This is a genomic window from Lancefieldella sp., assembly GCF_057237245.1.
This window is the reverse complement of record NZ_DBHHJM010000002.1, coordinates 281,508-305,312: the sequence shown is the minus strand read 5'-3', so window position 1 is coordinate 305,312 and position 23,805 is coordinate 281,508. Positions and strand designations below refer to the sequence as shown.

Below are 23,805 nucleotides of genomic sequence, written 5' to 3'. Positions count from 1 at the left end.
CCTCCTTTTTTATTACTCTGATTCAGCAGAATTTGATGCGGGGAGTTTTGACCCTTTAGACCTATTGCATTTCCAACAAAGTGTTTGAAGGTTATCAACAGAAGTTATGCCGCCTTTTGCTAGAGGAACAATATGATCAACCTCTAAAAGTAGATGTGGCTCTTGCGCTGTGCTAATACCACATTGTTTACAAGTATGATTGTCTCTATTTAAGATTGAGGCTCTAAGCGCAGAAGTCATGAGAGCACGTTGACCTGCAATGCTCTTTTTCCAATTTATTTTATGATTAAGATATTCAACCATTGCATTCAAATTGTTGATGTCCATAACAATAGTATTTTTGAGTCCTGCATTTCCACCATCTGATACATATTCAAAAATGAATTTTGGATAGTACGTGTCTGCAAGGTCTATATTCTTAAATCCAAGTTTTTGTGAGAGTTTTTTCTGTTCAAATTTCTTCACAATCCAAGGGATTTCAGAATCAATACTGTTCAAGATTTCTTTTTTCTCATCAATCAGAATCTTTTTACCATCGTTAACAGCAATAAAATTATTTAAAACAGTTTCGACTTTTTCAAGTGTTTCTTCATCTGCGTTAAAGTTAAAGTATTTGCAAACATATTCAATAGGTTTATTTTTTGAATTTGCACATACATTTCGAGAGCAGTTATGCACGTTAGGTGCTGCTGATTTACTGTCAAGATACTTTCTTTTAAAGTTCCATGAGCTATTATCGGCAAATGTAGAAGTTCCATACGAATGAATACCCGGAGCTAGTGGGGTAGATTTAAGTTCTTCAATATGGTCATTTAATTCGTTGCATTCATTAATGTGATGGTCAATACGATGTTTAATTGATAAAAATTCATCACTTTTAAAATACCTGTCAAGCCATATTCTATATCCAGTATAAGCAATGATGAGAGGTATGGAGATATAAGGCAATCCAACAATAAGTGAAAGAATAAACATGCCTAAAAAGAAATATACGGTGATCTTTATTAATTTTTTCTTCATGAATAACTCCTTCAAATTTTAAACAACACTTAAATACTAAGTAATATAGAACAAATTAAATGTAATCCATATCAAGTCAAAGCATATTTATTTTGTTATTTGTTATGTTTGAAGAGAGAATAAATACATAGAAGATTATCTGAATGAATCGTTATTTCAAGTTGCTCATTGAGGAAGAAGTTTGTTATTATTGCAAGGCTGCATAAATATGCGGGCGTGGCGGAACTGGCAGACGCGCTAGATTTAGGTTCTAGTGGACTAAGTCCGTGGGGGTTCGATTCCCTCCGCCCGCACCATGCAGAAATTTGGTTAAGAGCTGGTACGCCAGCATTTTTTACGAGACACTGGAGGAACGTTGAACATCACCGTTACCGCAGATAAGCCAGTTGACGAGAAACTCACCGTCAAGGTTACAGTTCCTGCTGCAGAGGTAGACGCTGCAATTAAGCAGGCTTACAAGGACATTGCAAACAAGTATTCCTTCCAGGGTTTCCGCAAGGGCCGCGCACCTCGTCCTGTTATTGACGGCATTGTTGGCCGCGAGGCAGTCCTTGCTCAGGCAACCAACGATCTTCTCGGCGCAGCAGAGCCACAGCTTCTTGAGGAGCTTGACCTTGTTCCTGTTGGCCGTGGTGATTACAACCAGGACGCAGACCTTCCTGTTGAGGGCCAGGATTACTCCTATGAGGTAGTCTTCAGCGTTCGTCCTGAGGCTAAGCTTGATTCTTACGATGCTCCTGCAATCAACATGCCTCCAAATGAGGCAACTGAGGCTGAGGTTGATCACCAGATTAAGCAGCTTCTGTCTTACCAGGCTAAGTTTGAGAACACCAAGGAGAAGCGCGCTGTCAAAGAGGGCGACACCATTGGTGTAGACATCAAGAACATTGAGGGTGCTGCTCACATGGAGGGCGAGGACCGCGTTCTTACCCTTAATGGCACCCAGGCTCCAAAAGAGCTTGAGGAGGCACTCATCGGCATGAAGCCAGGTGAGGAGAAAGAGGTCAAGTGGACTCACAGCCACACTCACGGCGATGAGGTTCACTCCCACGATTACGATATCAACGTCAAGGTTGTTGCTCACAAGAAGTCCGTCACTCCAGAGTTGACTGACGAGCTTGCAAAGAACACCTTTGGTTATGACACTGTCGAGAAACTCCGTGAGGCTGTTAAGTCTGAGATTGAGTCCGACAAGAAGAATTCTCTTCCAACTCTTAAAGAGGACCGTGTTGTTGAGGCTCTGGGCAAGCGTCTTCAGCTTGAGGAGGTTCCAGAGGAGTACAAGAACGAGGTCTTCAACGAGATTGCTCAGGAGTTTCTGAATGGTCTTCAGCAGCAGGGTATGAGCCTTGATATGTTCCTGGCTGCACGTGGCATTAAGACCGATGACTTCATCTCTGATCTTCGTGTTCAGGCTGAGGAGCGCGCACGTCAGTCCCTGGCTCTTGACGCAGTAGCTGCAGAGCTTAAGCTTGAAGCAACTGAGGAAGACATCCGCGCAGAGTTTGAGCGCGCTGGTGTTCCTAACGTTGAGTCTGCAATTGAGGAGTGGCGCAAGGCTGGCCGTCTTCCTGCAATCCGCGAGTCCATCCGTCGTTCTAAGGCTCTTGACTGGCTGCGCGATAACGCAACCGTCACCGTTGTCGACGAGATTGCTGAGGCTGCTAAGGAAGAGCAGAAGGCAGAGAAGAAGCCTGCTAAGAAGGCTCCTGCTAAGAAGAAGGCAGCTAAGAAGGACGAGGACGCAGAGAAGGACGCTGAGTAGTCCGCAGCTGGTTGGTTTTCTCGCCAGAAAGACTGCGCCAAAAGTTGCAGTTACTTTGAATTTTTCATACCCCGGGTTAGAGACATGCTTCCCGGGGTATGTTTCTAAGAAAAGACCTTTGAAGGAGGATTATGCATTATCCAACAAACATTCCAACCATTCCGTATGTTATTGAGCAGACTCCTCGTGGTGAGCGTACCTATGACATCTACTCCAGACTGCTCAATGATCGTATTGTTTTCTTGGGTGAGCCTGTAACGCGCGATTCTGCAAACCTGGTCATTGCACAGCTTTTGCACCTTGAGAGCCAGGACCCAGACAAGGATATTTCTCTCTACATTGACTCTCCTGGTGGAGACGTTTATGCAGGCCTGGGCATTCTTGATACCATGAACTTCATTAAGCCAGATGTTTCTACCATCTGCGTTGGTATGGCAGCATCAATGGGCGCTGTTCTTCTTGCAGCCGGTGCAAAGGGTAAGCGTCTCGCGCTTCCTAACTCTATGGTTATGATTCACCAGCCATCCAGTGGCGTTCAGGGTCAGCAGACCGATATCCAGATTATTGCAGATGAGACAAAGTGGATTCGCCAGCACCTCAATGAGTTGCTTTCGGATTATACTGGACAGCCTATCGAGAAGGTCAATGTAGACACCGAGCGCGATAATTATCTTCGTGCACAAGAGGCTTGTGACTACGGCCTGGTAGACCGCGTTATCTCTTCTCGTAACGATCAATAATTGTTCTTGTATTGAGGGTTTAAGTTATGGCTAAAGACCAGGACTTCTCGCCTTTTGGCGGATTAGATGAGATGCACTGTTCTTTCTGCGGAAAGAGTAGGTCGCAGGTAAATAAGCTTATTCAGGGTCCTGGTGGAGTCTGCATTTGTGATGAATGTGTCTCTACCTGCTCGGATATGATTGATGAGTCTCTCGGCTTTGATGAAGAGTCAGAGATTGAGACTCACTCTGATGAGCCCGTTATCAAAGACCTGCCAACTCCGCATGAGATTTACGATGAGCTGTCTCAGTACGTAATGGGTCAGGAAGACGCAAAGCGTGCTATGTCGGTTGCGGTGTATAACCATTACCGTCGTATTCTTTCAGGCAACGATGAGCCTCAGGAGGGCCAGGAGGATGTTGAGATTGCAAAGTCCAACATCTTGCTGCTAGGTCCAACTGGTACTGGTAAAACACTACTCGCTCAGACGCTTGCTCGTTTTCTTGAGGTTCCGTTTGCTATTGCTGACGCAACGACCCTTACCGAGGCTGGTTACGTTGGTGAAGATGTCGAGAATATCCTGCTTAAGCTCATCACTGCTGCTGACGGCGATGTTGAGCGTGCTCAGGTAGGCATTGTCTACATCGACGAGATTGATAAGATTGCTCGCAAGGCCGAGAATCTCTCAATTACTCGTGACGTTTCTGGTGAGGGTGTTCAGCAGGCACTCCTGAAGATTCTTGAGGGTACCGTTGCAAGTGTTCCGCCAACAGGTGGACGTAAGCATCCTCAGCAGGAGCTTATTCACATTGATACCACCAATATCTTGTTCATCTGTGGTGGCGCTTTTGTTGGCCTGGACAAGATTGTTGCTGACCGTATTGGTAAAAAGGGAATTGGCTTTAACTCTGACGTTGCTCAGAATGTTAAAGAAGGTGAGTCTGAGCTTATCGCCAAGGTAATGCCTCAGGACCTTCACAGGTTTGGCATGATTCCAGAGCTTTTGGGCCGTATTCCAGTTATCACTTCTACTCGTGAGCTTGGTGAGGAAGATCTGATGAGTATCCTCACAGATCCAAAGAATGCTCTTACCAAGCAGTACAAGCGCATGTTTGAGCTTGAGGGCGTAGATTTGGAGTTTACTGAGGATTCGCTCAGAGAGATTGCCAAGAAGGCCTTGGCTCGCGGTACTGGTGCTCGTGGTCTTCGTGCAATCTGCGAGTCTACGTTGCAAGAGACCATGTTTGATCTGCCATCAGATTTGGATATCACAAAGGTTGTGGTTACTCCAGAAAGCGTTGGCGGAGATAATGCTCCAGAAATCATCAAGGGCAAAAAGAAATAACTCGCATAGCAATAAAAAAGGAGGTCGAAAGACCTCCTTTTGCGTTATAAATTGCCGCCACCAAGTTTGTTGTATGACGTAATAAGTTGGGTGCGAGTTTTGGTACCTGGTGGAAAGACGGTATCAAATAAAGGCATCAAGCCGCGGAAAAGCACGCCGCTCTGCACACGGTGAGAAAGTCCTCTTACCGTACGTCTTGACTCTTCAAGCTGTGAGCGGAGCTCCTCAAGGTAAGGGGAGCGACGAGCATAGAACCAGAAAAGACCTGCAAGATCTGAGTTTGGATAGAGCCAAGGCCTGTTGTCTGGTCCTGCAAAATGCGCAATACAGATATTCTTACGAGCTTCTTCGTATTCTTCTCGCACGTCTTTTGGTGCCTGAGCAACAATGTGATCGCGACGGAGGAATTGCCAGTCTACCAGGTAATTCCACTTCATATTAATGCGGAGATAATGGCCGTTTACAAACCTGTTAAGAACATCTTGGTCAAGCCAGCGCCATGCACGCATGGTTGACACCTTCAGAAACTCTTCAGGAGAAATTTGCTTTCTAATCTCTTCCAGGTTCATCAAAATGACGCCCGCCTGGAAGTAATCGTGAGGATCATCCATACCTAGCTCATTTTTAAGGTAGGGGCCAACTGTGGCGTCATATCCATCAATTTGGCCAATAGTATCTGCGTCACGTGTAGCGCCTACCAAATACCCGGTGACATCAATATCGTAGAGCTCTGCAATATCGGTATTAACCACCAGGTCAGAGTCAAGGTAGATGGCTTTATTGACGTTAGGAAGCAGTGAGGGAGCAAGCAGTCTGTAGTAAGTTTCTGGTCTAAAGTGACCATGATGAGGAAGCTCAATATCACCAAGGGCAGCATCAACATCTAAGAAACCAACATGGACGTTATCAACAAGCTGAGCCTGACGAGTAAGCGTAATCATGCTGGTAGGAGTGAGGTCACGCGTCAAAACAATGATGTCGTAACGACGTTCTGGATTGACGTTCTCAATGATGGATTGAATTGCTACAGACAAATACGGCACAAAGTTATCGCTGCAGGCAAATACAAGCACAACGTCATTAAGAGCAAGTCCCAGCTCATCGGATGAGCTTGCAAGCATTGCTCCAGAAAGTTGCGCCCTGCCTGTTCCAACAAGGCGTTGTGTGGGTATTTTACGTAATCTTCTCATACGTAAGACTTTATCACTTAGACGCCAAAAACGCCTGCTGCGTTTGCCATTACTTCACTTTGCACAGAGTATCCACGGGCCTCACTGAGCCCAAGAAGAGCTCGCTTAAGGCTGTCCACAATGTACGCCGAGTCAATATCTGTGTGATCACTGGAGGGAAGGTCAGTCTCGGTAAGAAGCTTATCTTTTGGGTAGACCTTAGCGTATTCACGACCGCGCTTAGTCTTTAGGCTCATCTCGCCAACAGAGAACCAACAGCCAAGCTTAATAGCCCTTTGGAGCTCTTCTGAGCTACCGCTAAACCAGTGGATGATAGGAACACACTCTTGAGCGGCTCCTGTCTGTTCAAGAATGTCTAGCACCGCATCAACGCTTCTCACGGTGTGCATCGAGAGCACTCGTGGCTGGCTGTTGCGTGAAAACTCTGCTGCGCGTTCGCAGATCTTTGTAAAGGCCTTAACCTGCAGCTCTTGCAATCCATCAACACAATAGCGAGAAGAAAAATCTAGTCCAATCTCGCCAATGTAAGATGTCTGCTCCATAAGCTCTAGCAGGAGCTCTATATCTTTTTGAGTAACGCGCCCATCAGAGATGTACCAGGGATGTGCTCCTAGTCCCACACGGATGTTGTCTTGCGTAAGCTGAGGAGCAAGTTCTAGGTAGTCGTGAGGAGTAACGCCGCAGGTAAAGAAAGCTAATCCGGCGTCATGGGAACTTCTCGCTACATTGAGCGGGGAGTCCATAAGGTTGGCATGGACGTGCGCATCAAAATACGTGAGGTTATTCATGATCAAGCCCCGACAGATGCAGAATGACGTCTGACGCAATCATCTGACCCATAATAGGAGGGTAGTAGGACATAGTGCCTAGCTTGGCAGATTTTCCCGTTGCACCCTCTGGTGCAAAAACTGGTCGCGCTGGCTCAGGGGAGTAGAGCACACGGAAGTCGGCAAGTCCACGCTTCTTGGACTCTTTTCTCATTACCCTTGCAAGAGCATCGGTATGCGTTTTTGAAAGCGTAGTAATCTCCAGAAGTTCTGGGTGGATCTTATTGCCGCCGCCCATGCTGGAGATGAGGTAGATATCGTTTTTCTGACACCATGCCACAACAGCTAATTTGGCAGAAATGGTATCGATGGCATCAACTACAACATCTGGTTTTGGAAGAGCAGAGAGCTGCTCGTCAACGTTGTCTTTAAGCAAAAACGCGTCAAGTGTGACCACGTGAGCGTCTGGATTAATGTCCAGAATCATCTCTTTGGTAACGTCAACTTTTCTTTTTCCAATGGTGCTCACATAGGCAATAGCCTGCCTGTTTAGGTTGGATGCTTCTACTGCATCGGCATCCACTAAAACAAACGAGCCTACACCGCCTCTGGCCAGCGCCTGAACACAGTTTGAACCAACGCCACCAAGACCTAAGACCATGACGCAGGAATTTTGAATCTGTCCAAGGCGGTCTTTTCCTAGAACAAGTTCAAGTCGAGCAGTGGCTTCAGGAATTGTGGCAGACATAGAGCTCCTCATAAAAAGTATCTGCAGATAGTATAGCTTGTTACTTCACCTACGCTTCAAGAAGTGTAGACCGATAGTAATTTTAACTAATGGTAAGAAAGCACCCCATAAGTCGTCTTTTATTAGTAGAATAAATGAAGTAAATTTTGACGATGTTGTCAGCATATGAAAGGCAAGATTACTGTGGAAGAAATGCCCAAGAATTATGATCCTCAGGCAGCTGAACCTGAGCTCATTGAAAAGTGGATGAAGGCAGATTGTTATGGTCGTAGCAAAGGAACTGAAGACCGTACGGTAGTTATCCCTCCACCAAACGTTACTGGCATCCTTCACATGGGTCATGCCATGGATGACACCATCCAGGACACCTACATTCGTTATTCTCGCATGCGCGGTTACTCAACTCGTTGGATTCTAGGAACTGACCACGCAGGCATTGCAACTCAGACTAAGGTTGATAAGAAGCTTAAGTCAGAGGGTATTTCTCGTCTTGAAATTGGTCGCGAGAAGTTCCTGGATGCTTGCTGGGATTGGACGCGTGAGTACGGCGGAACCATTGTTTCTCAGATTAAGCGCATGGGCTGCTCCATTGATTTTAATGACGAGAAGTTCACTATGTCTCCTGAGTACACTCAGGCTGTTCGTAAGGTCTTTGTTGACTGGTATCATGACCAGCTCATTTATCGCGGTAAGCGCATCGTAAACTGGTGTCCTCATTGCGAGACTTCAATTTCAGATGATGAGGCAGAGTACGCTGACGAGAAGGGCCATCTTTGGTACCTGCGTTACCCACTCAAAGAGCCTGTTAATGGCATTGAATACATTACCGTAGCAACTACTCGTCCAGAGACTATGCTGGGCGATACTGGCGTGGCTGTTTCTCCTCAAGATCCAGAAAAGGCAGATCTTGTTGGAAAGACCGTTATTCTGCCCATTGTTAATCGAGAGATTCCAATTTTCTCTGACTGGCATGTTGACGCAGGCTTTGGTACCGGTTTTGTTAAGGTAACTCCAGCTCATGACCCTAATGACTTTGCTATGGGTCAGACTCACAATCTTGAGCAGATCAACATCTTTGATGAGCATGCTGTTGTTGTTGACGGCTATGGTGAGTTCTCTGGTCTTGATAGAGATCAGGCTCGCGAGGCTATTGTTGCTTGGTTTGAAGAGCATGGCCTGCTTGATCACGTTGAAGATCTTGATCACTCCGTTATGCATTGCTACCGCTGCGGCACAACGCTTGAGCCATGGCTCTCTGAGCAGTGGTTTGTTGCCGTTGATAAGCTCAAAGAGCCTGCAGCACAGGTAGTTAAAGACGGTCAGGTTACCTTCCATCCAGAGCGTTGGACTCAGACCTACCTCACTTGGATGGAGAATCTCCGCGACTGGAATATCTCCAGGCAGCTTTGGTGGGGACACCGCATTCCTGTGTTCTACTGCGATGATTGCGGCTGGCAGGACGCTCTTATGGAAGATACTGACGTCTGTCCTAAGTGCGGCGGTCATCACGTTCATCAGGATGAGGACGTTCTGGATACCTGGTTCTCTTCTCAGTTGTGGACTTTTGCTACACAGGGCTGGCCAGATCATCCTGAGCAGCTTGAGGGTCACCATCCAACGCAGGTCCTGGTAACCGCTCGAGACATCATTGCTCTTTGGGTTGCTCGTATGATTATGAGCTCGCTCTACTTTACTAAAGAGATTCCATTCCACGATGTCTACATCTACGCAACCATTTTGGCTAAGGACGGCAGCCGTATGTCCAAGTCAAAGGGTAATGGTGTAGATCCTATGGACCTGATTGCTAAGTATGGCGCAGACGCAATGCGTTATAACCTGCTTACGCTTATCACTAACAACCAGGACGTCAAGTTTGATGCTGTTCTTGATAAGAAGACCCGTGAGCTTATTGAGTCTCCAAGAACCGATCAGGCACGTTCATTTGTTACTAAGATTTGGAATGCAAGCCGCTTTGTTCAGATGAACCTTGACGGCTACACTGCCGGCATGCCAAAGGCAGAGACACCAGAAGATGCATGGATGTTCTCGCGCCTTGCAAAGGTTGTTGCAGAGACAACTGAGCAGCTTGAGACCTATGGCTTTGGTGAGTATGCCCGCAACATTCAGTCCTTCTTCTGGAATGATGTCTGCGACTGGTACATTGAGCTCTGCAAGGGCCGTCTTCTGGATGGAACTCCTGATCAGCGCCTGCAGGTTCAGCGCAACCTCGTCTTTGTCCTGGATGTCAGCATGAGGCTTTTACATCCTGCCATGCCATTTGTTACCGAAAGCGTTTGGGATGCTCTTCCTGCATCTGGTCTTTTAAGTCATGACGCAGAGTTCTTGATGGTCTCTGAGTGGCCAGACCCACAGAAGCTTGCAGCCTTTGTTGACGAGGCAGCTGAGCATAACTTCTCACTTGCTAAGACCGTTGTTTCTGCTGTTCGTTCTTCTCGCGCTCGTTACAGGCTGTCGCCAAAGACAGACCTCGCTGTTGTGGTTAAAGCTCCAGCACAGGATGTTGCAGCGCTGAAGGAGCAGGCAGCCTTCATCCAAAACGTTGGTCGCGTAAGCTCATTTGAGGTCGCTGAGGCTCCTCAGAAGCCTGCTGGTTCTGTTTCTGTCACCGATGCTGGCCTTGAAATGTACGTTGTTCTTGGTGAGCTTGTTGACCTTGCTGCTGAGGCCAAGCGTCTTCAGAAAGATCTTGAGTCTGCAAAGAAGGAACTCTCTGGCGTAGAGCGTACCCTTGCTAACCAGGGCTTTGTTGCTAAGGCAGCGCCTGAAGTCATCGAGAAGAAACGTGCACGCGCGGAAGAACTTACTACGCTTGTTACTCAGCTTGAGCAGCAGATTGCCGACTTCTCATAAGTAAAACTTGATGCGGCGTAACAGCCGCATCTTGTGTTTAGTACGTGCATGCAGTCCACTTTAGGTTAGGAACAACATGTCTGAGGTTACATCCGATATCGAGATTGCTCAATCATCCGAGATGCTTCCCATCTTTGAGGTGGCAAAGCGTGCGGGTATTCCAGAGAATCTTCTGGAGCCTTATGGTCGCTATAAGGCAAAGCTTGATGCACGTGCTCTGGCGGATAAGCCTCTTCGCGGAAAGCTTGTGCTGGTTACTGCTATTAACCCAACGCCAGCAGGTGAGGGAAAGACTACTACCTCAGTTGGTCTGGCGGATGCCTTGACCAGCTTGGGACAGTCTGCCATGTTGGCCCTTAGAGAGCCTTCTTTGGGTCCCGTCTTTGGCGTCAAGGGTGGCGCTGCGGGCGGTGGATATGCCCAGGTAGTTCCTATGGAGGACATTAACCTTCACTTTACCGGTGACTTCCACGCTATTGGCGCTGCAAACAACCTTTGCGCTGCCATGCTGGATAACCATATTAAGCAGGGCAACAGTCTCAACATTGATCCACGTCGTGTTGTGTGGAAGCGCTGCGTAGATATGAACGATCGCCAACTCAGAAACGTTGTTGACGGACTTGGCGGCATTGCAGATGGCATGCCAAGACAAGACGGCTTTGATATTACCGTTGCCTCCGAGGTCATGGCTGTATTCTGCCTTGCTTCCGGCATCAAAGACCTTAAAGAGCGCCTGGGCAGAATGGTTATTGCCTACACCTATGACCGCAAGCCTGTTACCGTCAGCGATATCCATGCCGAGGGCGCTATGACAGCGCTGCTCAAAGACGCTATTCAGCCTAACTTGGTCCAGACGCTTGAGCACACACCTGCTCTTGTTCACGGTGGACCTTTTGCCAACATTGCTCACGGTTGCAATACGGTTGAGGCAACAAAGACTGCCCTGCGTCTTGCTGATTACGTTGTTACCGAGGCTGGCTTTGGTGCAGACCTTGGTGCCGAGAAGTTTTTGGACATTAAGTGCAGAGCTACTGGCCTTGCTCCATCAGCTGTTGTTCTGGTGGCAACCGTTCGTGCACTTAAGTACAACGGAGGCGTTGCCAAAGCAGACCTTAACCAGCAAAACGTTGAGGCGCTTAAAGAGGGCATTCCTAACCTGCTTCGCCACGTTGACAACATCCAGACGGTCTACGGTCTTCCTGTAGTCGTTGCCATCAATGCATTCCCAACCGATACCGCTGAAGAGCTTGCTCTGGTAGAGGAGGAGTGTAAGAAGCGTGGCGTAAATGTTGTCCTGTCTGAGGTTTGGGCAAAAGGTGGAAAGGGCGGCCAGGCTCTGGCAGAAGAGGTCATGCGCCTTTGCCAGACTGAGTCTAAGCTCACCTTTGCCTACGATGTCAAAGAGTCTTTGAAGCAGAAAATTACTGACATTGCTACCAAGATTTACCACGCCGACGGTGTTGAATTTGCTCCAAGTGCCGCCAAGCAGCTTCAGCAGCTTGAAGAGCTTGGCTTTGGTGAGCTTCCTATTTGTATGGCAAAAACTCAGTACTCCTTTACTGATGACCAGACCAAATTGGGTGCTCCAGAAAACTTTAAGATTACCGTGCGAGAAGTTCGTGTTTCTGCAGGTGCCGGCTTTGTAGTCTGCCTTACTGGCTCTATTATGACCATGCCAGGACTTCCAAAGGTTCCTGCTGCAGAGCACATTGATGTTCTTGATGATGGAAGAATTGTGGGTCTTTTCTAATGTCTTATCCCTCTTCACCTGAAGAAGTAGCGTTTACAACGTATAGTGCAGACTCTTATGCTCAACACCTTGCTGCTAAAGAGCCTATTCCTGGTGGCGGTAGTGCTGCCGCTTATGTAGGGGCACTTGCAGTGTCTTTGGCTTCAATGGCTGGTGTGTACGCACAAGGAAAACCTGCCTATGCCCAGCATGAAGATGATCTTGCAACATACATCGCCCGAGCTGGAGCTCTTCGCCAAGACTTCATGGAGCTTATGGATGAGGACTCTCGCCAGTTTTTGCTGGTTTCCAGCGCGTTTAGTGTGTCTAAAGATGATCCAAAGCGCGTAGAGATTGTTGAGGATGCTCTTAAAGAAGCAGCTCAACCTCCGCTAAAGGTTATGAGAAAAGTGTGCGAGTCCATTGAACTTCTCGAAGAGATGCTTATCAAGGGGTCTCGTATGCTTTTATCCGACGTAGGTTGCGGTGCCGCTCTTGCGCGCGGTGCTTTGATTGCAGCTTCTCACACGTTGTTTGTAAACACGCGCTCCATGCATGACACGACGTATGCTCAAACATTGCTTGATGAGGCAGATAAGCTTCTGGACACCTATGTATCACGAGCTGATGCCGTAAGTGATGCGGTGAGCGCACAGCTGAGACAGGAGGCATAACATGAGCTCAGAAACTCTGTCACAGGAGCTTCGTGGCGCTCCTGTTGCTAAAGCAATAACTGAAGAACTTGTTGCTCAGGTTCAGGAACTTCGTGCACAAGGGGTAACTCCTAAACTGGTTATTGTTCGCATTGGACAGAAAAGCGATGACCTTACCTATGAGCGTGCGGCTTATACGCGTGCGGAGAAGGTAGGCTTTGAAGTTGAGACCATTGAGCTTCCAGAAGATGCCACACAAGAGCAGGTAAATGCTACGTTTGACCAGGCTTCTGCCGACGCATCGGTGCATGGTTGTCTGCCCATGCGTCCTTTTCCTGCTGGAATTGACGAGCATGAAGCACTTCAGCATCTAGCACCAGAAAAAGATGTTGATTGCGCAACTGATTCCATGCTGCTGGCAACACTTTGTGGAACTCCTGGTGCTCTGGGACCTTGTACTGCAGAGGCAGTTCTTGCGCTTCTCGATTTTTACCAGGTACCCCTTGAGGGAGCGCCTGTTGCAGTTGTTGGTCGCTCAAACGTCATTGGTCGTCCGGTAGCTGCGCTTTTAAGTGCAAGAAACGCTACAGTGACGGTGTGTCACAGCAAAACCAAAGACCTTGCTGCTATGCTTAAGCAGGCAGAGGTTGTGGTGGTGGCCGCAGGTCGTGCACACCTTATTGGAGCTGACTGCGTAAGAGCAGGACAAACCATCGTTGACGTGGGCATTAACTGGGATGAAGCAGCTCAGAAACTTGTTGGCGACGTCAACACAGAGCAGGTAGCTCCTCTGGTAAGTGCTTATACTCCTGTTCCTGGCGGTGTGGGTAGCGTGACAACGGCAATTCTTGCTCGCCATGTTGTTGCCGCAGCTCAAAAAACGCTTGCATAAGAGTGAAAGGTAGGTTGCCTCATGGCAGCGGAAAATAACTATAAAGAGCTTGACCAAGAGCGCGTAAAAGCCGCGGTCAAGGAGTTTTTGCTTGCTATTGGCGAGGATCCAGAGCGAGAAGGTCTGCTTGATACACCAGACCGTGTTGCTCGTGCTTGCGTGGAGCTCTTTGGTGGCATGCAGGAAGATCCTGCAGCTCACCTGCGTAAACAGTTCCATGAAGAGGGCAATAAAGAGATGGTTATTGTCCGCGACATTCCTTTCTCGTCTACCTGCGAGCATCACATTCTGCCCTTTGTGGGCAAGGCGCACGTTTGCTACATTCCACAAAATGGTCGTATTACCGGCCTTTCCAAAATTGCTCGTTGCGTCAGCGGATATTCTCGCCGCCTGCAGGTACAGGAGCGTTTAACGGGCCAGATTGCAGACGCCATGGTAGAAGAGCTTGATCCTCTGGGCGTTTTGGTGGTTATGGAGGCCGAGCATACGTGCATGAGCATGCGCGGTATTAGGGCATCGGGTGCTTTGACCACCACATCTGCGGTTCGTGGCATTTTTAAAACTAACGAGAAAACCCGTGCAGAAGCTATGCGTCTGCTTGGTCTATAAGAGGTATGCGAACAATGAGTTATTCCGTTCCTTTTTCTGTGCCTGAGCTGAGCTACGAGCAGTCTTTAAAGGTGCTTCACGATACAAAGAAGTTTGGTATTCAGCCCCTGCTGGAGAGCGTGGAAGACATGCTCAAAGAGCTTGGCAATCCTGATCTCTGCTTTAAGAGTGTCCAGATTGCAGGTACCAACGGCAAAACGTCTACCTCCAGATACAATGCAGCCCTGCTCAAGGGAGAGGGTCTCAAGACCGCTCTGTACACGTCTCCCGAGCTCATCAGCTATACCGAGCGTATGGAGATCAACGGCACACCCGTCTCTGAGGCGGCTTTTGCTCACGGCGTTTCAGCTGCTCAGGTAGCAGGGGAGCGCGTAAACGCTCAGCGAGCCGCCTTGGGCGAGCGCCCTTATGACATCACCGAGTTTGACCTGCTCACGGTCGCAGCTCTAGTGGTCTTTGCCGAGGCAGAGATTGACGTCTGTGTGCTCGAGTGTGGCATGGGTGGCAGATGGGACGCAACAAGCGCCGCTCAAAACATCACCTCCGTTGCCATCACGGGCGTTGGCCTGGATCACACGCGCATCCTAGGCGATACCCTTGAGGCTATTGCTGGCGAGAAGGCCGCCATCATCAAGCCTGGTCGTACCTGCGTGCTTGGCGTGGGAACGACAACTCCTCAGAGCGTCCAAGACGTATTCTTGTCCCAGGCAGCTTCCGCAGGCGTTGTCCCAACTCTTCTTGTAGCTGACAAGTCAGAAGACGTTGAGGGAGAGGTTTCTGCTGGTCAGTCGTCTGACCATCCAGAGCTGCCTCACGCACATTTCTTCATTACCAAAAAGCCTAAGAGCATTGGTTTTCCGCTTGAGCTTACGGTTGTCACGCCTCGTGCAACCTACGAAGATCTTGCCGCACTTAAACCAAGCTACCAGGCAGCAAACATTGCTCTGGCAACCTGCTTGGCCGAGGATTTTCTTGGTCGTCCACTTGATGCAGAGAAAGCGTTTTTCTCCACAACCAGGTGCCCTACACCAGGTAGATTCCAGTTGCTTCAGCCAAAGCCTTTAGTCCTTATCGACGCGGCTCACAACCCCCAGTCAATTGAGACATTCTTAACTGCTATCCGCTCAATTGAGCCAGAAGTTACCAATCGTCCTATGCTTTTGACTGCAGTTTTTGCAGATAAAGACGTTAAGGGCATCGCAGAACTTCTCGCCAAAGAGTTCCCTGAGGTAGCGGTAACCCAGACAGACAACGAGCGCGCCATGGATGCAGATGAGCTTGCTGAGCTGTACAAAGCCTGCGGCGCTAACGTGGTTGCTGTCTACAGAAGCGTCCCTGAGGCAGTGGACGCCTTGCGCGAGAAGGGCTTTGTGGCATGTGGAACAATTTCACTTGCTGGTGAGGTTGCTGCACAATTTAGTGATGCTTTGGTAAAATAAATTTATCTGCGACATTTCGCCCCATTTTGAGGCGGTTTGTCGTACGATTTAGGAGAGAACAAAAAGCCAGCAGAAGGGGCTGTCAGATGCAGGAGATTCTTGATCAGATTATTACACCTGAGGTACGTATGGTTATTTACCTCATGGTCATTTGCGTCGTAATGCTTTATATCCTTTCCATCATCTACGTTATTCGCGATGCTCAGCGCCGCGGCGCAGAGCCTTGGTGGATGTGGGCAGTCATTTCTGTTGTTCCTGTTGTTGGTCTGCTTGCATACGTTATTTTGCGTCCAAGCAGCTACCTCATTGACCGCGAGGAGCAGGACCTTGATATTGCCCTTCGTGAGCACCAGCTGTCTCACTACGGCATCTGCCCTAAGTGCTCCGCTCCAATCGACCGCGATTTTATCGTATGCCCAATCTGCAATACGCAGGTTAGAAACGTTTGCCCAACATGCCATCGTCCACTGAATGCAGACTGGAAGGTTTGCCCTTACTGCCGTACTCGCATTCAATAACGTTTGGTTTTGTTCTTTATGATGGCAATCTGGTGTTTTACAACAGAGACTATGTAGGCGTCTGCTCCTAAGCTCCTGTGTGAGCAGAGTAGGCGCCGTGCCTGTTTCTATGAGTAGCTACCTCTGAGGGGTTTTACATGAAGGTTTTATATAACGACGGCCATGTTGGCGAGATTAACGATGCAGCTGAAGAGCTTGAGGTTATTCGCCACGATGCAGCTCACCTGCTTACTCAGGCTTTGAAGCGTCTGTACCCACACGCACAGTTTGCCTATGGTCCAGCAACCGAAAACGGTTTCTACTATGACGTTGATCTTGGAGACACTAAGGTTAACGAGGATGATTTCCCAGCTATTGAGGCTGAGATGAAGAAGATTGTCAAAGAGAACCTCAAGATTGAGACATTTGAGCTTCCTCGTGATGAGGCTATTGCCTACATGAAGGAGCGCGGCGAGTCTTACAAGGTTGAACACATTGGCGATCTTGCTCCTGACGCACACATCACCTTCTATAAGCAGGGTGAATACGTTGACATGTGCGTTGGTCCTCACATGCTCTACACCAAGGGTGTTAAGGCTTTCAAGTTGACTAGCATTTCTGGTGCGTACTGGAAGGCTGATAAGAACAACAAGATGCTCACCAGAATTTATGGTGTTGCGTTTGGCTCCAAGGATGAGCTTGCTCAGTATCTCAAGATGATTGAAGAGGCCGAGAAGCGCGACCACAGGAAGATTGGCCGCGAGATGGAGCTCTTCATGATGTCCGACTTTGGTCCAGGCTCTCCATTCTGGCTTCCAAACGGTATGGCTCTGCGCAACGCTCTGACCGATTACTGGCATGAGATGCAGGCTCGCTTTGGTTACCAGGAGGTTCAGACTCCACTGATCCTCTCGCGTTCCCTTTGGGAGACTTCTGGTCACTGGGATCACTACAAAGAGAATATGTACACCACCACGGTAGATGAAGAGGACTTTGCCATTAAGCCTATGAACTGCCCTGGTGCTTGTTTAATTTATAAGTCCAAGCCACGTTCTTATAGGGATCTTCCTATGAAGCTGGCTGAGGCTGGTCTTGATCACCGTTACGAGATGAAGGGTGCCCTGCACGGTCTGTTCCGAGTTCGTGAGTTTACTCAGGACGACGCACACCTCTTTATCCGCCCTGATCAGATTACTGAGCAGGTCACGGATGCATCTCACCTCATCACTGCTTACTATGCACAGTTTGGCTTCCCATACCGCGTTGAACTTTCTACACGCCCAGAGGATTCTATGGGTTCTGATGAGGATTGGGAGCGCGCTGAGCAGGGCCTGCGTGACGCACTTGAGTCTATGGGCATTGAGTACGTTGTCAACGAGGGCGACGGTGCGTTCTACGGTCCTAAGATTGACTTCCATCTGACCGACTGCCTTGGTCGCTCTTGGCAGTGCGGTACCATCCAGCTTGACTTCCAGCTGCCTCACAACTTCCAGCTTGAGTACATTGACTCCGACGGCACCAAAAAGCAGCCAATCATGATTCACCGCGCTGGCTTTGGTTCCTTCGAGCGCTTCATTGGCATTCTGACCGAGAACTATGAAGGCAAGTTCCCTGTCTGGCTGAGCCCATGCCAGGTCAAGGTTCTTCCTGTCTCCGAGAAGTCTCGTCCTTATGCTCATGAGGTTGCCGAGAAGCTTGCAGCTGCTGGTATTCGCGTTAAGGTTGACGACCGTGACGAGAAGATTGGCTATAAGATTCGTGAGGCTCGCTCACTTGACCGTGTTCCTTACATGCTCATCCTTGGTGAGCAGGAGGTTGAGGCAGGAAACATTTCTGTCCGCGACCGCTCCAACGAGACTCACACGGCAGAGCTTGACGAGTTTATTGCTCAGGTTGTCAAAGAGAATGCTGAGCGCGTTGGTTAAACAGGCTTCAGACAAAGTGCAGGTTATGGGTGGCACCGCGCAGGATGGCGCAGGCGGCACGAAGAGTGTCGGTGCAATCGACGGCGTCAAGCAAACCGTAACTGACGTTGTCGCGCAAACCGTAACCGACGTTGTCACGCAAACCGCAACCAATGTTGTAGCTGAATACGTAAAAATGACAGGGGCAGGCCGTGCGCGGCTTGTCCCTGTTTCCTATGTAGACGAACTTCTCGCCACACTGGTTTCGGGCGGTGTAACCGTCGTGGAGCCGCTTGCTGGCGTGCCCGTTGAGGTGTGCGACATCAAAGGCAGAGCTGCGGCAGGGGAGCTGCTTGTGGCGGATGTGCGTACGATTGGAGCCGAGTTCAGCCCGGCATGTCGTCTGGGAGCAGAGATCGCAGTAGCCGAGGACGCTCGGGTGCCGGGATATGTTGTCGTGTGCATGCGGAAGTGCTGCATACCGTGGGTAGCAGAGGCGGTTGAAGCCAAGGCGTGCTCTACAGATGACGTGACGGTTTCTGCTACGGGAGCGGAAGAGCAGGCGAGTGCACGGGTTTCTCGCCACGCGGCAAGCGATGCAGCGCAGGTGGTTGCCACGTTCCTGGCGTGCCATCCGCGCGTCGAGGCGGTGCGCTATCCGGGTCTCAAGACGGACCCGAACTTTGCGCGCGCAACATCGCAGCTGGTGGGTGGATTTGGTCCATACGTGGATTACATGTGGAAAGAATCGCCAGGTGAATGGCATAGATTTACAGCAACTGATGAAGACGCCAGAACGCAGATTATAAATTTTGAGAGAGTCGGTTAACGGTAAGCATTTGATTAGCATACCTTGGTATAATTTGAACTAATGTTCCTAAATAGAAGGGGATTTTATGGCAAAGAAGGCTACTCAAATTGAGGATGTTGATACTTTGCTCAAGCGCCTCGAAGAGATGCGCGAGGCACAGGCAGAGTTTGCAACATTTACTCAGGAGCAGGTCGATAAGATTTTCTATGAAGCTGCTCTTGCGGCCGAGAAAAATCGTATCCCTCTTGCTCGCATGGCAGTTGAAGAAACTGGCATGGGTGTAATGGAAGACAAGGTTATCAAGAACCATTACGCAGCAGAGTATATTTACAACAAGTACAAGGACATGAAGACTTGTGGTGTTGTAGAGGATGATCCAGCTGCAGGCTATCGAGTTGTAGCCGAGCCAATGGGTATCGTAGCTGCAGTTATTCCAACCACTAACCCTACTTCTACCGCAATCTTTAAGACACTTCTTGCTCTGAAGACAAGAAACGCCATTATTATTTCCCCGCATCCACGCGCTAAAGACTGCACTATTGCCGCAGCTCGCATTGTTCGCGATGCTGCCGAGAAGGCCGGCTGTCCCAAGGGTATTATCGACTGGGTTCCAGTTCCTTCCATCGACCTGACCGCAGCAGTTATGAGCAACGCTGACATCATCCTAGCAACCGGTGGTCCAGGCATGGTTAACGCTGCTTATTCTTCTGGTAAGCCAGCTCTGGGTGTTGGTGCAGGTAACACTCCAGCTATCATTGATGACACCGCAGACATCAAGCTTGCAGTTAACTCCATCATTCACTCTAAGACCTTCGACAACGGCATGATCTGCGCTTCTGAGCAGTCCGTTACCGTTCTCGACAGCGTTTATGACCAGGTCAAGAAGGAGTTTGCAGACCGCGGTTGCTACTTCCTCCAGGGTAAGGAACTCGATGCAGTCCGCAAGACTGTCATTATTAACGGAGCTGTTAATGCAGGTATCGTTGGTAAGTCCGCTCACTTCATCGCTAAGACTGCCGGTGTCGAGGTCCCAGAGAAGACCAAGATTCTTATTGGTGAGGTAACCTCTGTTGAGCCTTCAGAGGAGATGGCTCACGAGAAACTCTCTCCAGTTCTTGGCATGTATCGTGCAAAGACTTTTGACGAGGCAATTGCTAAGGCAGAGCGCCTTGTTGCTGACGGTGGCTATGGTCACACCAGCTCTCTTTACGTCAACATTAACGAGAAAGAGAAGATTGCTAAGCACCAGGCAGCAATGAAGACCTGCCGTATTCTGATTAATACCCCTTCCTCTCAGGGCGGCATCGGAGACATCTACAACTTCAAGATGGCTCCATCCCTAACCCTTGGCTGCGGCACCTGGGGCGGCAACTCCGTCTCCGGCAATGTTGGCCCACAGCACCTGCTTAACTACAAGTCTGTTGCAGAGAGGCAAGAGAATATGCTTTGGCTTCGTGTACCTGAGAAGGTCTACTTCAAGAGGGGCTGCATGCCTCTTGCTCTCCGTGAGCTCAAAGAGGTTTATAACAAGAAGCGTGTCTTCATTGTTACAGACCAGTTCCTTTACAAGAGTGGCTTCACCAAGACCATCGAGGAGACTCTGGATTCCCTGGGCATCGTCCACTCTTCATTCTGGGACGTTGCTCCAGATCCAACGCTTCAGTGTGCTCTTGAGGGTGTAGCTCGCATCCGCTCCTTCGAGCCAGACTGCATCATCGCAATCGGCGGCGGTTCTGCTATGGACGCAGGTAAGATTATGTGGTCTATGTACGAGAATCCGGAGGAGAAGTTTGAGGACATGGCGGCAGACTTCATGGATATCCGCAAGCGTGTCTACAACTATCCTAAGATGGGCAACAAAGCATTCTTCGTTGCTATCCCAACTTCTTCTGGTACCGGTTCCGAGGTAACTCCATTTGCCATCATCACTGATGCTGACAATGGCGTTAAGTACCCACTTGCAGACTATGAGTTGCTGCCTAACATGGCAATCGTTGATACTGACAACATGATGAGCCAGCCTAAGGGCCTGACCTCCGCTTCTGGTATCGACGTTCTTACTCACTGCCTCGAGGCATTTGTCTCCATGATGGCATCTGACTACACAGATGGCATGGCTCTTCGCGGCATGAAACTTGTCTTTGAGTACTTGCCACGCGCTTACGATAATCCAAACGATGTCGAAGCACGCGATCACATGGCAAACGCATCCTGCCTCGGTGGACTTGCATTTGCTAATGCGTTCCTTGGTATCAACCACTCTATGGCTCACAAGCTGGGCGCTTTCCACCATATTCCACATGGTTGGGCAAACGCAATCGTCCTTACTCGCGTAATGCGCTACAACGCAGCCGAGCGACCAACAAAGATGGGTACCTTCCCACAGTATGATCACCCACACACCCTCGCACGTTACGCTGAGGCAGGTCGTTTCTGCGGCGTTACCGGCAAGGATGACCGTGAGGTCTTTGAGAACTTCGTCAAGAAGATTGAGGAGCTCAAGGCATACATCGGCGTCAAGGAGACCATCAAGGACTACGGCGTAGATGAGAAGTACTTCCTCGATACCCTTGACGAGATGTCTGAGCAGGCATTCGATGACCAGTGCACTGGCGCAAACCCACGCTACCCACTTGTCTCCGAGCTCCGCGAGCTCTACCTGGATGCTTACTACGGTCGCGAGCCAGGCTTCTACGAAGACTAATCCTCGCACGTAGCGCGTCCACCGCGGAGCGCGTAAAGCACAAAACTAGAGCCGGTTACCTAAAACCCAGGTAACCGGCTCTTTTTCTAGCTAACAAAATTCGTTGTCTGATCAGCCAATGAGCTGTTTGATTGAAACCGTGACCCCAGAATCACAAAACACACCTATGTCACATAATCTGTCAAAAAAGGCTATACATTGCTTCAAAAATGAGTGCTTGATGCAGAATATCTTCATTTGGTGTGCTATTCGCATCGAATTTTGCAGATTATCTAACTTTGCTGTGTTGTCACATAAGGCAATTCAGGGATAGTTAAACTTTATATATCATTTCATTCATAAATCTGTATATCGAATCAAGTTTATTCACCAAAATGAATTGCTCATGAGAATACCGGCGTAACGTTCGTCTAATCCGGTACAGATTGCTATCACCTAAGTCCTTTTTAATGCTCAGGAACAGATTTTGCATCGCAAGCTGGTTTCTGTAGATATCTGTATTCACAAAGTACTCTTTAATGCTCACCGAATTCAACTCATTTGTTCTTTGATTATCTTTTCTTTGCTGGTAGAAGTCATCATGATAAGCACCGTTGTATTCAACAGCTACTAAATTCAATCCAGACAAATTTGATTTGGACATCTTCCCGAATAGCAAATCAAGCTTTCGTTCCTTTGCTTGTACCCTTGGGTTTATCAGGTCTTTTATTAGATACGATTTATTCAGCGCAAGCGGCATTTGATTAAACCCGCCTTCCCGATATGGAAGAGCTGATCTAAGCGCCATTTTAACCTCCATGGGAGAGGCAGCATCAGAAAAGAAATACTTCATATTTCGTTGTGTTGTTCGTAAGCCAGGTGAATAGGAATCGAGCGCGCTCAATAGAGATATGAGCTCGTCCGTAGTCAATAACGGCGTATTAAATTCGCAGAGATCACCGTTTGGGAGATGACCATAACTAGCCATCATTAAATTCGCAAGCACAAATTGATGAAGAGGACTTTTATTCCTAGAGAGCAAGCAAACAGCTAGGGGAGGCGCAACACAATAGATATTTTGATCCAAATCAATAAGGAATCCTGTCGGCAAAAGGCATTTGAACTGGTGAGATACTCGCTCATCGCAAAATCTTGTTTTTGAATTGTTTCTTAATAGTTCATGTGTAGTTTGTCCCAAGACAATGCCGTATGCTTTCCTTAGAAAACAAAGCTTTTCATCGTATATCTCGGTCGAACACGCTGAATACGTCGCGCGCAAATCCCTTGTTGTCCGTTGCAACAAAACATCTTCATTTCCGCGTATCTTAAGTTGTGCACAGATTTGTAGTGCAGTTTCATGCGAGAAAATAATATCCATTCGTTCCTCCTTAAATTGAGTAACGAATATAACAGCAGGATTTTTCAGCAACCTGTCAGCAGCTTGACAGACTTCCGTTTCTTTTCTGTCAAAACAAGACAAGCCCTCTCATACCTGCAGGTAAAAGAGGGCTTGATAACAGAGCAAATTAAAGTTCAAATGAAACAGTCTAATCAATCATCACAAAACTTATATGACTAATCAAGATGTCAGCTAAACGTGCTCGTAGGTCACAAACTTGAAAGCGACACCTTCTGGAGTTACATCGCCATCTTCCTCGTTACAAACTTCCCATGCAGGGTCTTCGTCCAGGTTGGGGAAGTACGTATCCGCATTGACCACGGTATCGTGCTTCGTCACGTACGCGTAAGAGCACTTGTTGAGAAGAGCTCGGTAAATTGAAGCTCCACCAATAAGCCAGACCTTCTCGGGAACTTCATCCGCAACTAAACGAAGCGCTTCCTCTGCCGACGACACCACCTCAACACCTTCGACCTGATAATCGGCATTTCTAGAAATGACAATGTTGCGGCGACCTTTAAGCGGTCCACCAGGGAAGCTCTCCAGCGTCTTTCTGCCCATGACAACCGTGCAACCGCGCGTGTGCTCAACAAAGTACTTCATGTCGGCCTTGTTGGGGATGAGAAGATCTCCGTCGCATCCGATGCCCCAATTGCGTGTTACAGAAACAATTGCGTTCATGTGGTTCTCCTGGCAAGTATCGTCTTAAATGAAATGATGATCTTAGCTTGAGCGTCCGCTCGGGCGCGCCTACAACAACGCC

At 48.6% G+C, this 23,805-nt stretch carries 19 protein-coding genes and 1 tRNA gene; 14 read left to right on the top strand and 6 right to left on the bottom strand.

Going from position 1 to position 23,805, the window contains the following annotated elements:
• Positions 1-12 precede the first annotated feature (12 nt).
• Positions 13-1,020: an HNH endonuclease gene (locus ACO5GU_RS03330; RefSeq protein ID WP_484903030.1), complete on the bottom strand. Its 1,008-nt coding sequence runs from the start codon at positions 1,018-1,020 to the stop codon at positions 13-15.
• A 210-nt stretch (positions 1,021-1,230) separates the two neighbouring features.
• Here ACO5GU_RS03330 and ACO5GU_RS03325 point away from each other — a divergent pair.
• From ACO5GU_RS03325 to clpX, 4 genes are all read left to right on the top strand, one after another.
• Positions 1,231-1,316: transfer RNA gene (locus ACO5GU_RS03325), tRNA-Leu, on the top strand.
• A gap of 59 nt (positions 1,317-1,375) precedes the next feature.
• A complete protein-coding gene (gene tig, locus ACO5GU_RS03320) occupies positions 1,376-2,785 on the top strand; it encodes a trigger factor (protein WP_484855597.1) in 1,410 nt (469 codons plus the stop codon).
• Between the two features lie 131 nt (positions 2,786-2,916).
• A complete protein-coding gene (locus tag ACO5GU_RS03315) occupies positions 2,917-3,525 on the top strand; it encodes an ATP-dependent Clp protease proteolytic subunit (RefSeq protein ID WP_475003006.1) in 609 nt (202 codons plus the stop codon).
• Between the two features lie 26 nt (positions 3,526-3,551).
• On the top strand, positions 3,552-4,850 hold the full coding sequence (gene clpX / locus ACO5GU_RS03310) for an ATP-dependent Clp protease ATP-binding subunit ClpX (protein ID WP_484868250.1): 1,299 nt from the start codon (positions 3,552-3,554) through the stop codon (positions 4,848-4,850).
• A 44-nt stretch (positions 4,851-4,894) separates the two neighbouring features.
• Here the strand turns inward: clpX and ACO5GU_RS03305 are convergent, their stop codons facing one another.
• The 3 genes from ACO5GU_RS03305 to ACO5GU_RS03295 form a co-directional block, all read right to left on the bottom strand.
• Positions 4,895-5,971: a glycosyltransferase family 8 protein gene (locus ACO5GU_RS03305; RefSeq protein WP_035428735.1), complete on the bottom strand. Its 1,077-nt coding sequence runs from the start codon at positions 5,969-5,971 to the stop codon at positions 4,895-4,897.
• An 86-nt stretch (positions 5,972-6,057) separates the two neighbouring features.
• Positions 6,058-6,828 carry a TatD family hydrolase gene (locus ACO5GU_RS03300; RefSeq protein ID WP_484930104.1) on the bottom strand — a complete coding sequence of 257 codons (771 nt, stop codon included), beginning with the start codon at positions 6,826-6,828 and terminating at the stop codon, positions 6,058-6,060.
• Positions 6,821-7,555 carry a tRNA threonylcarbamoyladenosine dehydratase gene (locus ACO5GU_RS03295; RefSeq protein WP_035428738.1) on the bottom strand — a complete coding sequence of 245 codons (735 nt, stop codon included), beginning with the start codon at positions 7,553-7,555 and terminating at the stop codon, positions 6,821-6,823. The genes ACO5GU_RS03300 and ACO5GU_RS03295 overlap by 8 nt, the downstream gene beginning before the upstream one ends.
• Positions 7,556-7,738: 183 nt before the next feature.
• Here ACO5GU_RS03295 and ACO5GU_RS03290 point away from each other — a divergent pair, with 183 nt between their 5' ends.
• From ACO5GU_RS03290 to adhE, 10 genes are all read left to right on the top strand, one after another.
• Positions 7,739-10,426 (top strand): valine--tRNA ligase, encoded by a 2,688-nt coding sequence (locus ACO5GU_RS03290; protein ID WP_484930119.1) that lies wholly within the window; start codon positions 7,739-7,741, stop codon positions 10,424-10,426.
• 76 nt (positions 10,427-10,502) lie between these two features.
• Entirely contained in the window at positions 10,503-12,176 is a 1,674-nt protein-coding gene (locus tag ACO5GU_RS03285; protein ID WP_484930102.1) for a formate--tetrahydrofolate ligase, read from the top strand.
• Positions 12,176-12,829, top strand: coding sequence for a cyclodeaminase/cyclohydrolase family protein (locus ACO5GU_RS03280; RefSeq protein ID WP_484861286.1), 654 nt, complete (start codon positions 12,176-12,178; stop codon positions 12,827-12,829). The genes ACO5GU_RS03285 and ACO5GU_RS03280 overlap by 1 nt, the downstream gene beginning before the upstream one ends.
• A gap of 1 nt (position 12,830) precedes the next feature.
• Complete coding sequence (locus ACO5GU_RS03275; protein WP_484930100.1) at positions 12,831-13,700, top strand: bifunctional 5,10-methylenetetrahydrofolate dehydrogenase/5,10-methenyltetrahydrofolate cyclohydrolase; 870 nt, start codon at positions 12,831-12,833, stop codon at positions 13,698-13,700.
• 21 nt (positions 13,701-13,721) lie between these two features.
• The gene (gene folE, locus ACO5GU_RS03270) at positions 13,722-14,309 is read left to right on the top strand and encodes a GTP cyclohydrolase I FolE (RefSeq protein ID WP_035431661.1); all 588 of its coding nucleotides are present in this window, start codon (positions 13,722-13,724) and stop codon (positions 14,307-14,309) included.
• Between the two features lie 14 nt (positions 14,310-14,323).
• Positions 14,324-15,748 carry a bifunctional folylpolyglutamate synthase/dihydrofolate synthase gene (locus ACO5GU_RS03265; protein ID WP_484930098.1) on the top strand — a complete coding sequence of 475 codons (1,425 nt, stop codon included), beginning with the start codon at positions 14,324-14,326 and terminating at the stop codon, positions 15,746-15,748.
• Between the two features lie 86 nt (positions 15,749-15,834).
• A complete protein-coding gene (locus tag ACO5GU_RS03260; protein ID WP_012808713.1) occupies positions 15,835-16,266 on the top strand; it encodes a zinc ribbon domain-containing protein in 432 nt (143 codons plus the stop codon).
• Between the two features lie 137 nt (positions 16,267-16,403).
• Positions 16,404-18,170, top strand: a complete 1,767-nt coding sequence (thrS, locus tag ACO5GU_RS03255; RefSeq protein WP_484930096.1) for a threonine--tRNA ligase — start codon at positions 16,404-16,406, stop codon at positions 18,168-18,170.
• Positions 18,171-18,195: 25 nt separating this feature from the next.
• On the top strand, positions 18,196-18,978 hold the full coding sequence (locus ACO5GU_RS03250; RefSeq protein WP_484930094.1) for a PLP-dependent transferase: 783 nt from the start codon (positions 18,196-18,198) through the stop codon (positions 18,976-18,978).
• 67 nt (positions 18,979-19,045) lie between these two features.
• Entirely contained in the window at positions 19,046-21,664 is a 2,619-nt protein-coding gene (gene adhE, locus ACO5GU_RS03245) for a bifunctional acetaldehyde-CoA/alcohol dehydrogenase (RefSeq protein ID WP_484858042.1), read from the top strand.
• Positions 21,665-21,977: 313 nt separating this feature from the next.
• On the opposite strand, the gene ACO5GU_RS03240 is transcribed toward adhE, so the two are convergent.
• Together ACO5GU_RS03240 and ACO5GU_RS03235 are read right to left on the bottom strand one after the other, a co-directional pair.
• A complete protein-coding gene (locus ACO5GU_RS03240; RefSeq protein WP_484930092.1) occupies positions 21,978-23,021 on the bottom strand; it encodes a hypothetical protein in 1,044 nt (347 codons plus the stop codon).
• A 213-nt stretch (positions 23,022-23,234) separates the two neighbouring features.
• Positions 23,235-23,723: a dihydrofolate reductase gene (locus tag ACO5GU_RS03235; RefSeq protein WP_484930090.1), complete on the bottom strand. Its 489-nt coding sequence runs from the start codon at positions 23,721-23,723 to the stop codon at positions 23,235-23,237.
• Positions 23,724-23,805: the final 82 nt, after the last annotated feature.

Excerpts from the sequence above, each read along its gene's own strand:
- thrS (WP_484930096.1), top strand. The coding sequence starts at position 16,404 with ATGAAGGTTTTATATAACGACGGCCATGTTGGCGAGATTAACGATGCA.
- adhE (WP_484858042.1), top strand. The coding sequence starts at position 19,046 with ATGGCAAAGAAGGCTACTCAAATTGAGGATGTTGATACTTTGCTCAAG.
- ACO5GU_RS03280 (WP_484861286.1), top strand. The coding sequence starts at position 12,176 with ATGTCTTATCCCTCTTCACCTGAAGAAGTAGCGTTTACAACGTATAGT.
- ACO5GU_RS03295 (WP_035428738.1), bottom strand. The coding sequence starts at position 7,555 with ATGTCTGCCACAATTCCTGAAGCCACTGCTCGACTTGAACTTGTTCTA.
- ACO5GU_RS03330 (WP_484903030.1), bottom strand. The coding sequence starts at position 1,020 with ATGAAGAAAAAATTAATAAAGATCACCGTATATTTCTTTTTAGGCATG.
- ACO5GU_RS03235 (WP_484930090.1), bottom strand. The coding sequence starts at position 23,723 with ATGAACGCAATTGTTTCTGTAACACGCAATTGGGGCATCGGATGCGAC.
- clpX (WP_484868250.1), top strand. The coding sequence starts at position 3,552 with ATGGCTAAAGACCAGGACTTCTCGCCTTTTGGCGGATTAGATGAGATG.
- ACO5GU_RS03305 (WP_035428735.1), bottom strand. The coding sequence starts at position 5,971 with ATGCTTGCAAGCTCATCCGATGAGCTGGGACTTGCTCTTAATGACGTT.
- ACO5GU_RS03260 (WP_012808713.1), top strand. The coding sequence starts at position 15,835 with ATGCAGGAGATTCTTGATCAGATTATTACACCTGAGGTACGTATGGTT.
- ACO5GU_RS03265 (WP_484930098.1), top strand. The coding sequence starts at position 14,324 with ATGAGTTATTCCGTTCCTTTTTCTGTGCCTGAGCTGAGCTACGAGCAG.
- ACO5GU_RS03240 (WP_484930092.1), bottom strand. The coding sequence starts at position 23,021 with ATGGATATTATTTTCTCGCATGAAACTGCACTACAAATCTGTGCACAA.
- ACO5GU_RS03285 (WP_484930102.1), top strand. The coding sequence starts at position 10,503 with ATGTCTGAGGTTACATCCGATATCGAGATTGCTCAATCATCCGAGATG.
- ACO5GU_RS03300 (WP_484930104.1), bottom strand. The coding sequence starts at position 6,828 with ATGAATAACCTCACGTATTTTGATGCGCACGTCCATGCCAACCTTATG.
- ACO5GU_RS03275 (WP_484930100.1), top strand. The coding sequence starts at position 12,831 with ATGAGCTCAGAAACTCTGTCACAGGAGCTTCGTGGCGCTCCTGTTGCT.
- ACO5GU_RS03315 (WP_475003006.1), top strand. The coding sequence starts at position 2,917 with ATGCATTATCCAACAAACATTCCAACCATTCCGTATGTTATTGAGCAG.
- folE (WP_035431661.1), top strand. The coding sequence starts at position 13,722 with ATGGCAGCGGAAAATAACTATAAAGAGCTTGACCAAGAGCGCGTAAAA.
- ACO5GU_RS03250 (WP_484930094.1), top strand. The coding sequence starts at position 18,196 with ATGGGTGGCACCGCGCAGGATGGCGCAGGCGGCACGAAGAGTGTCGGT.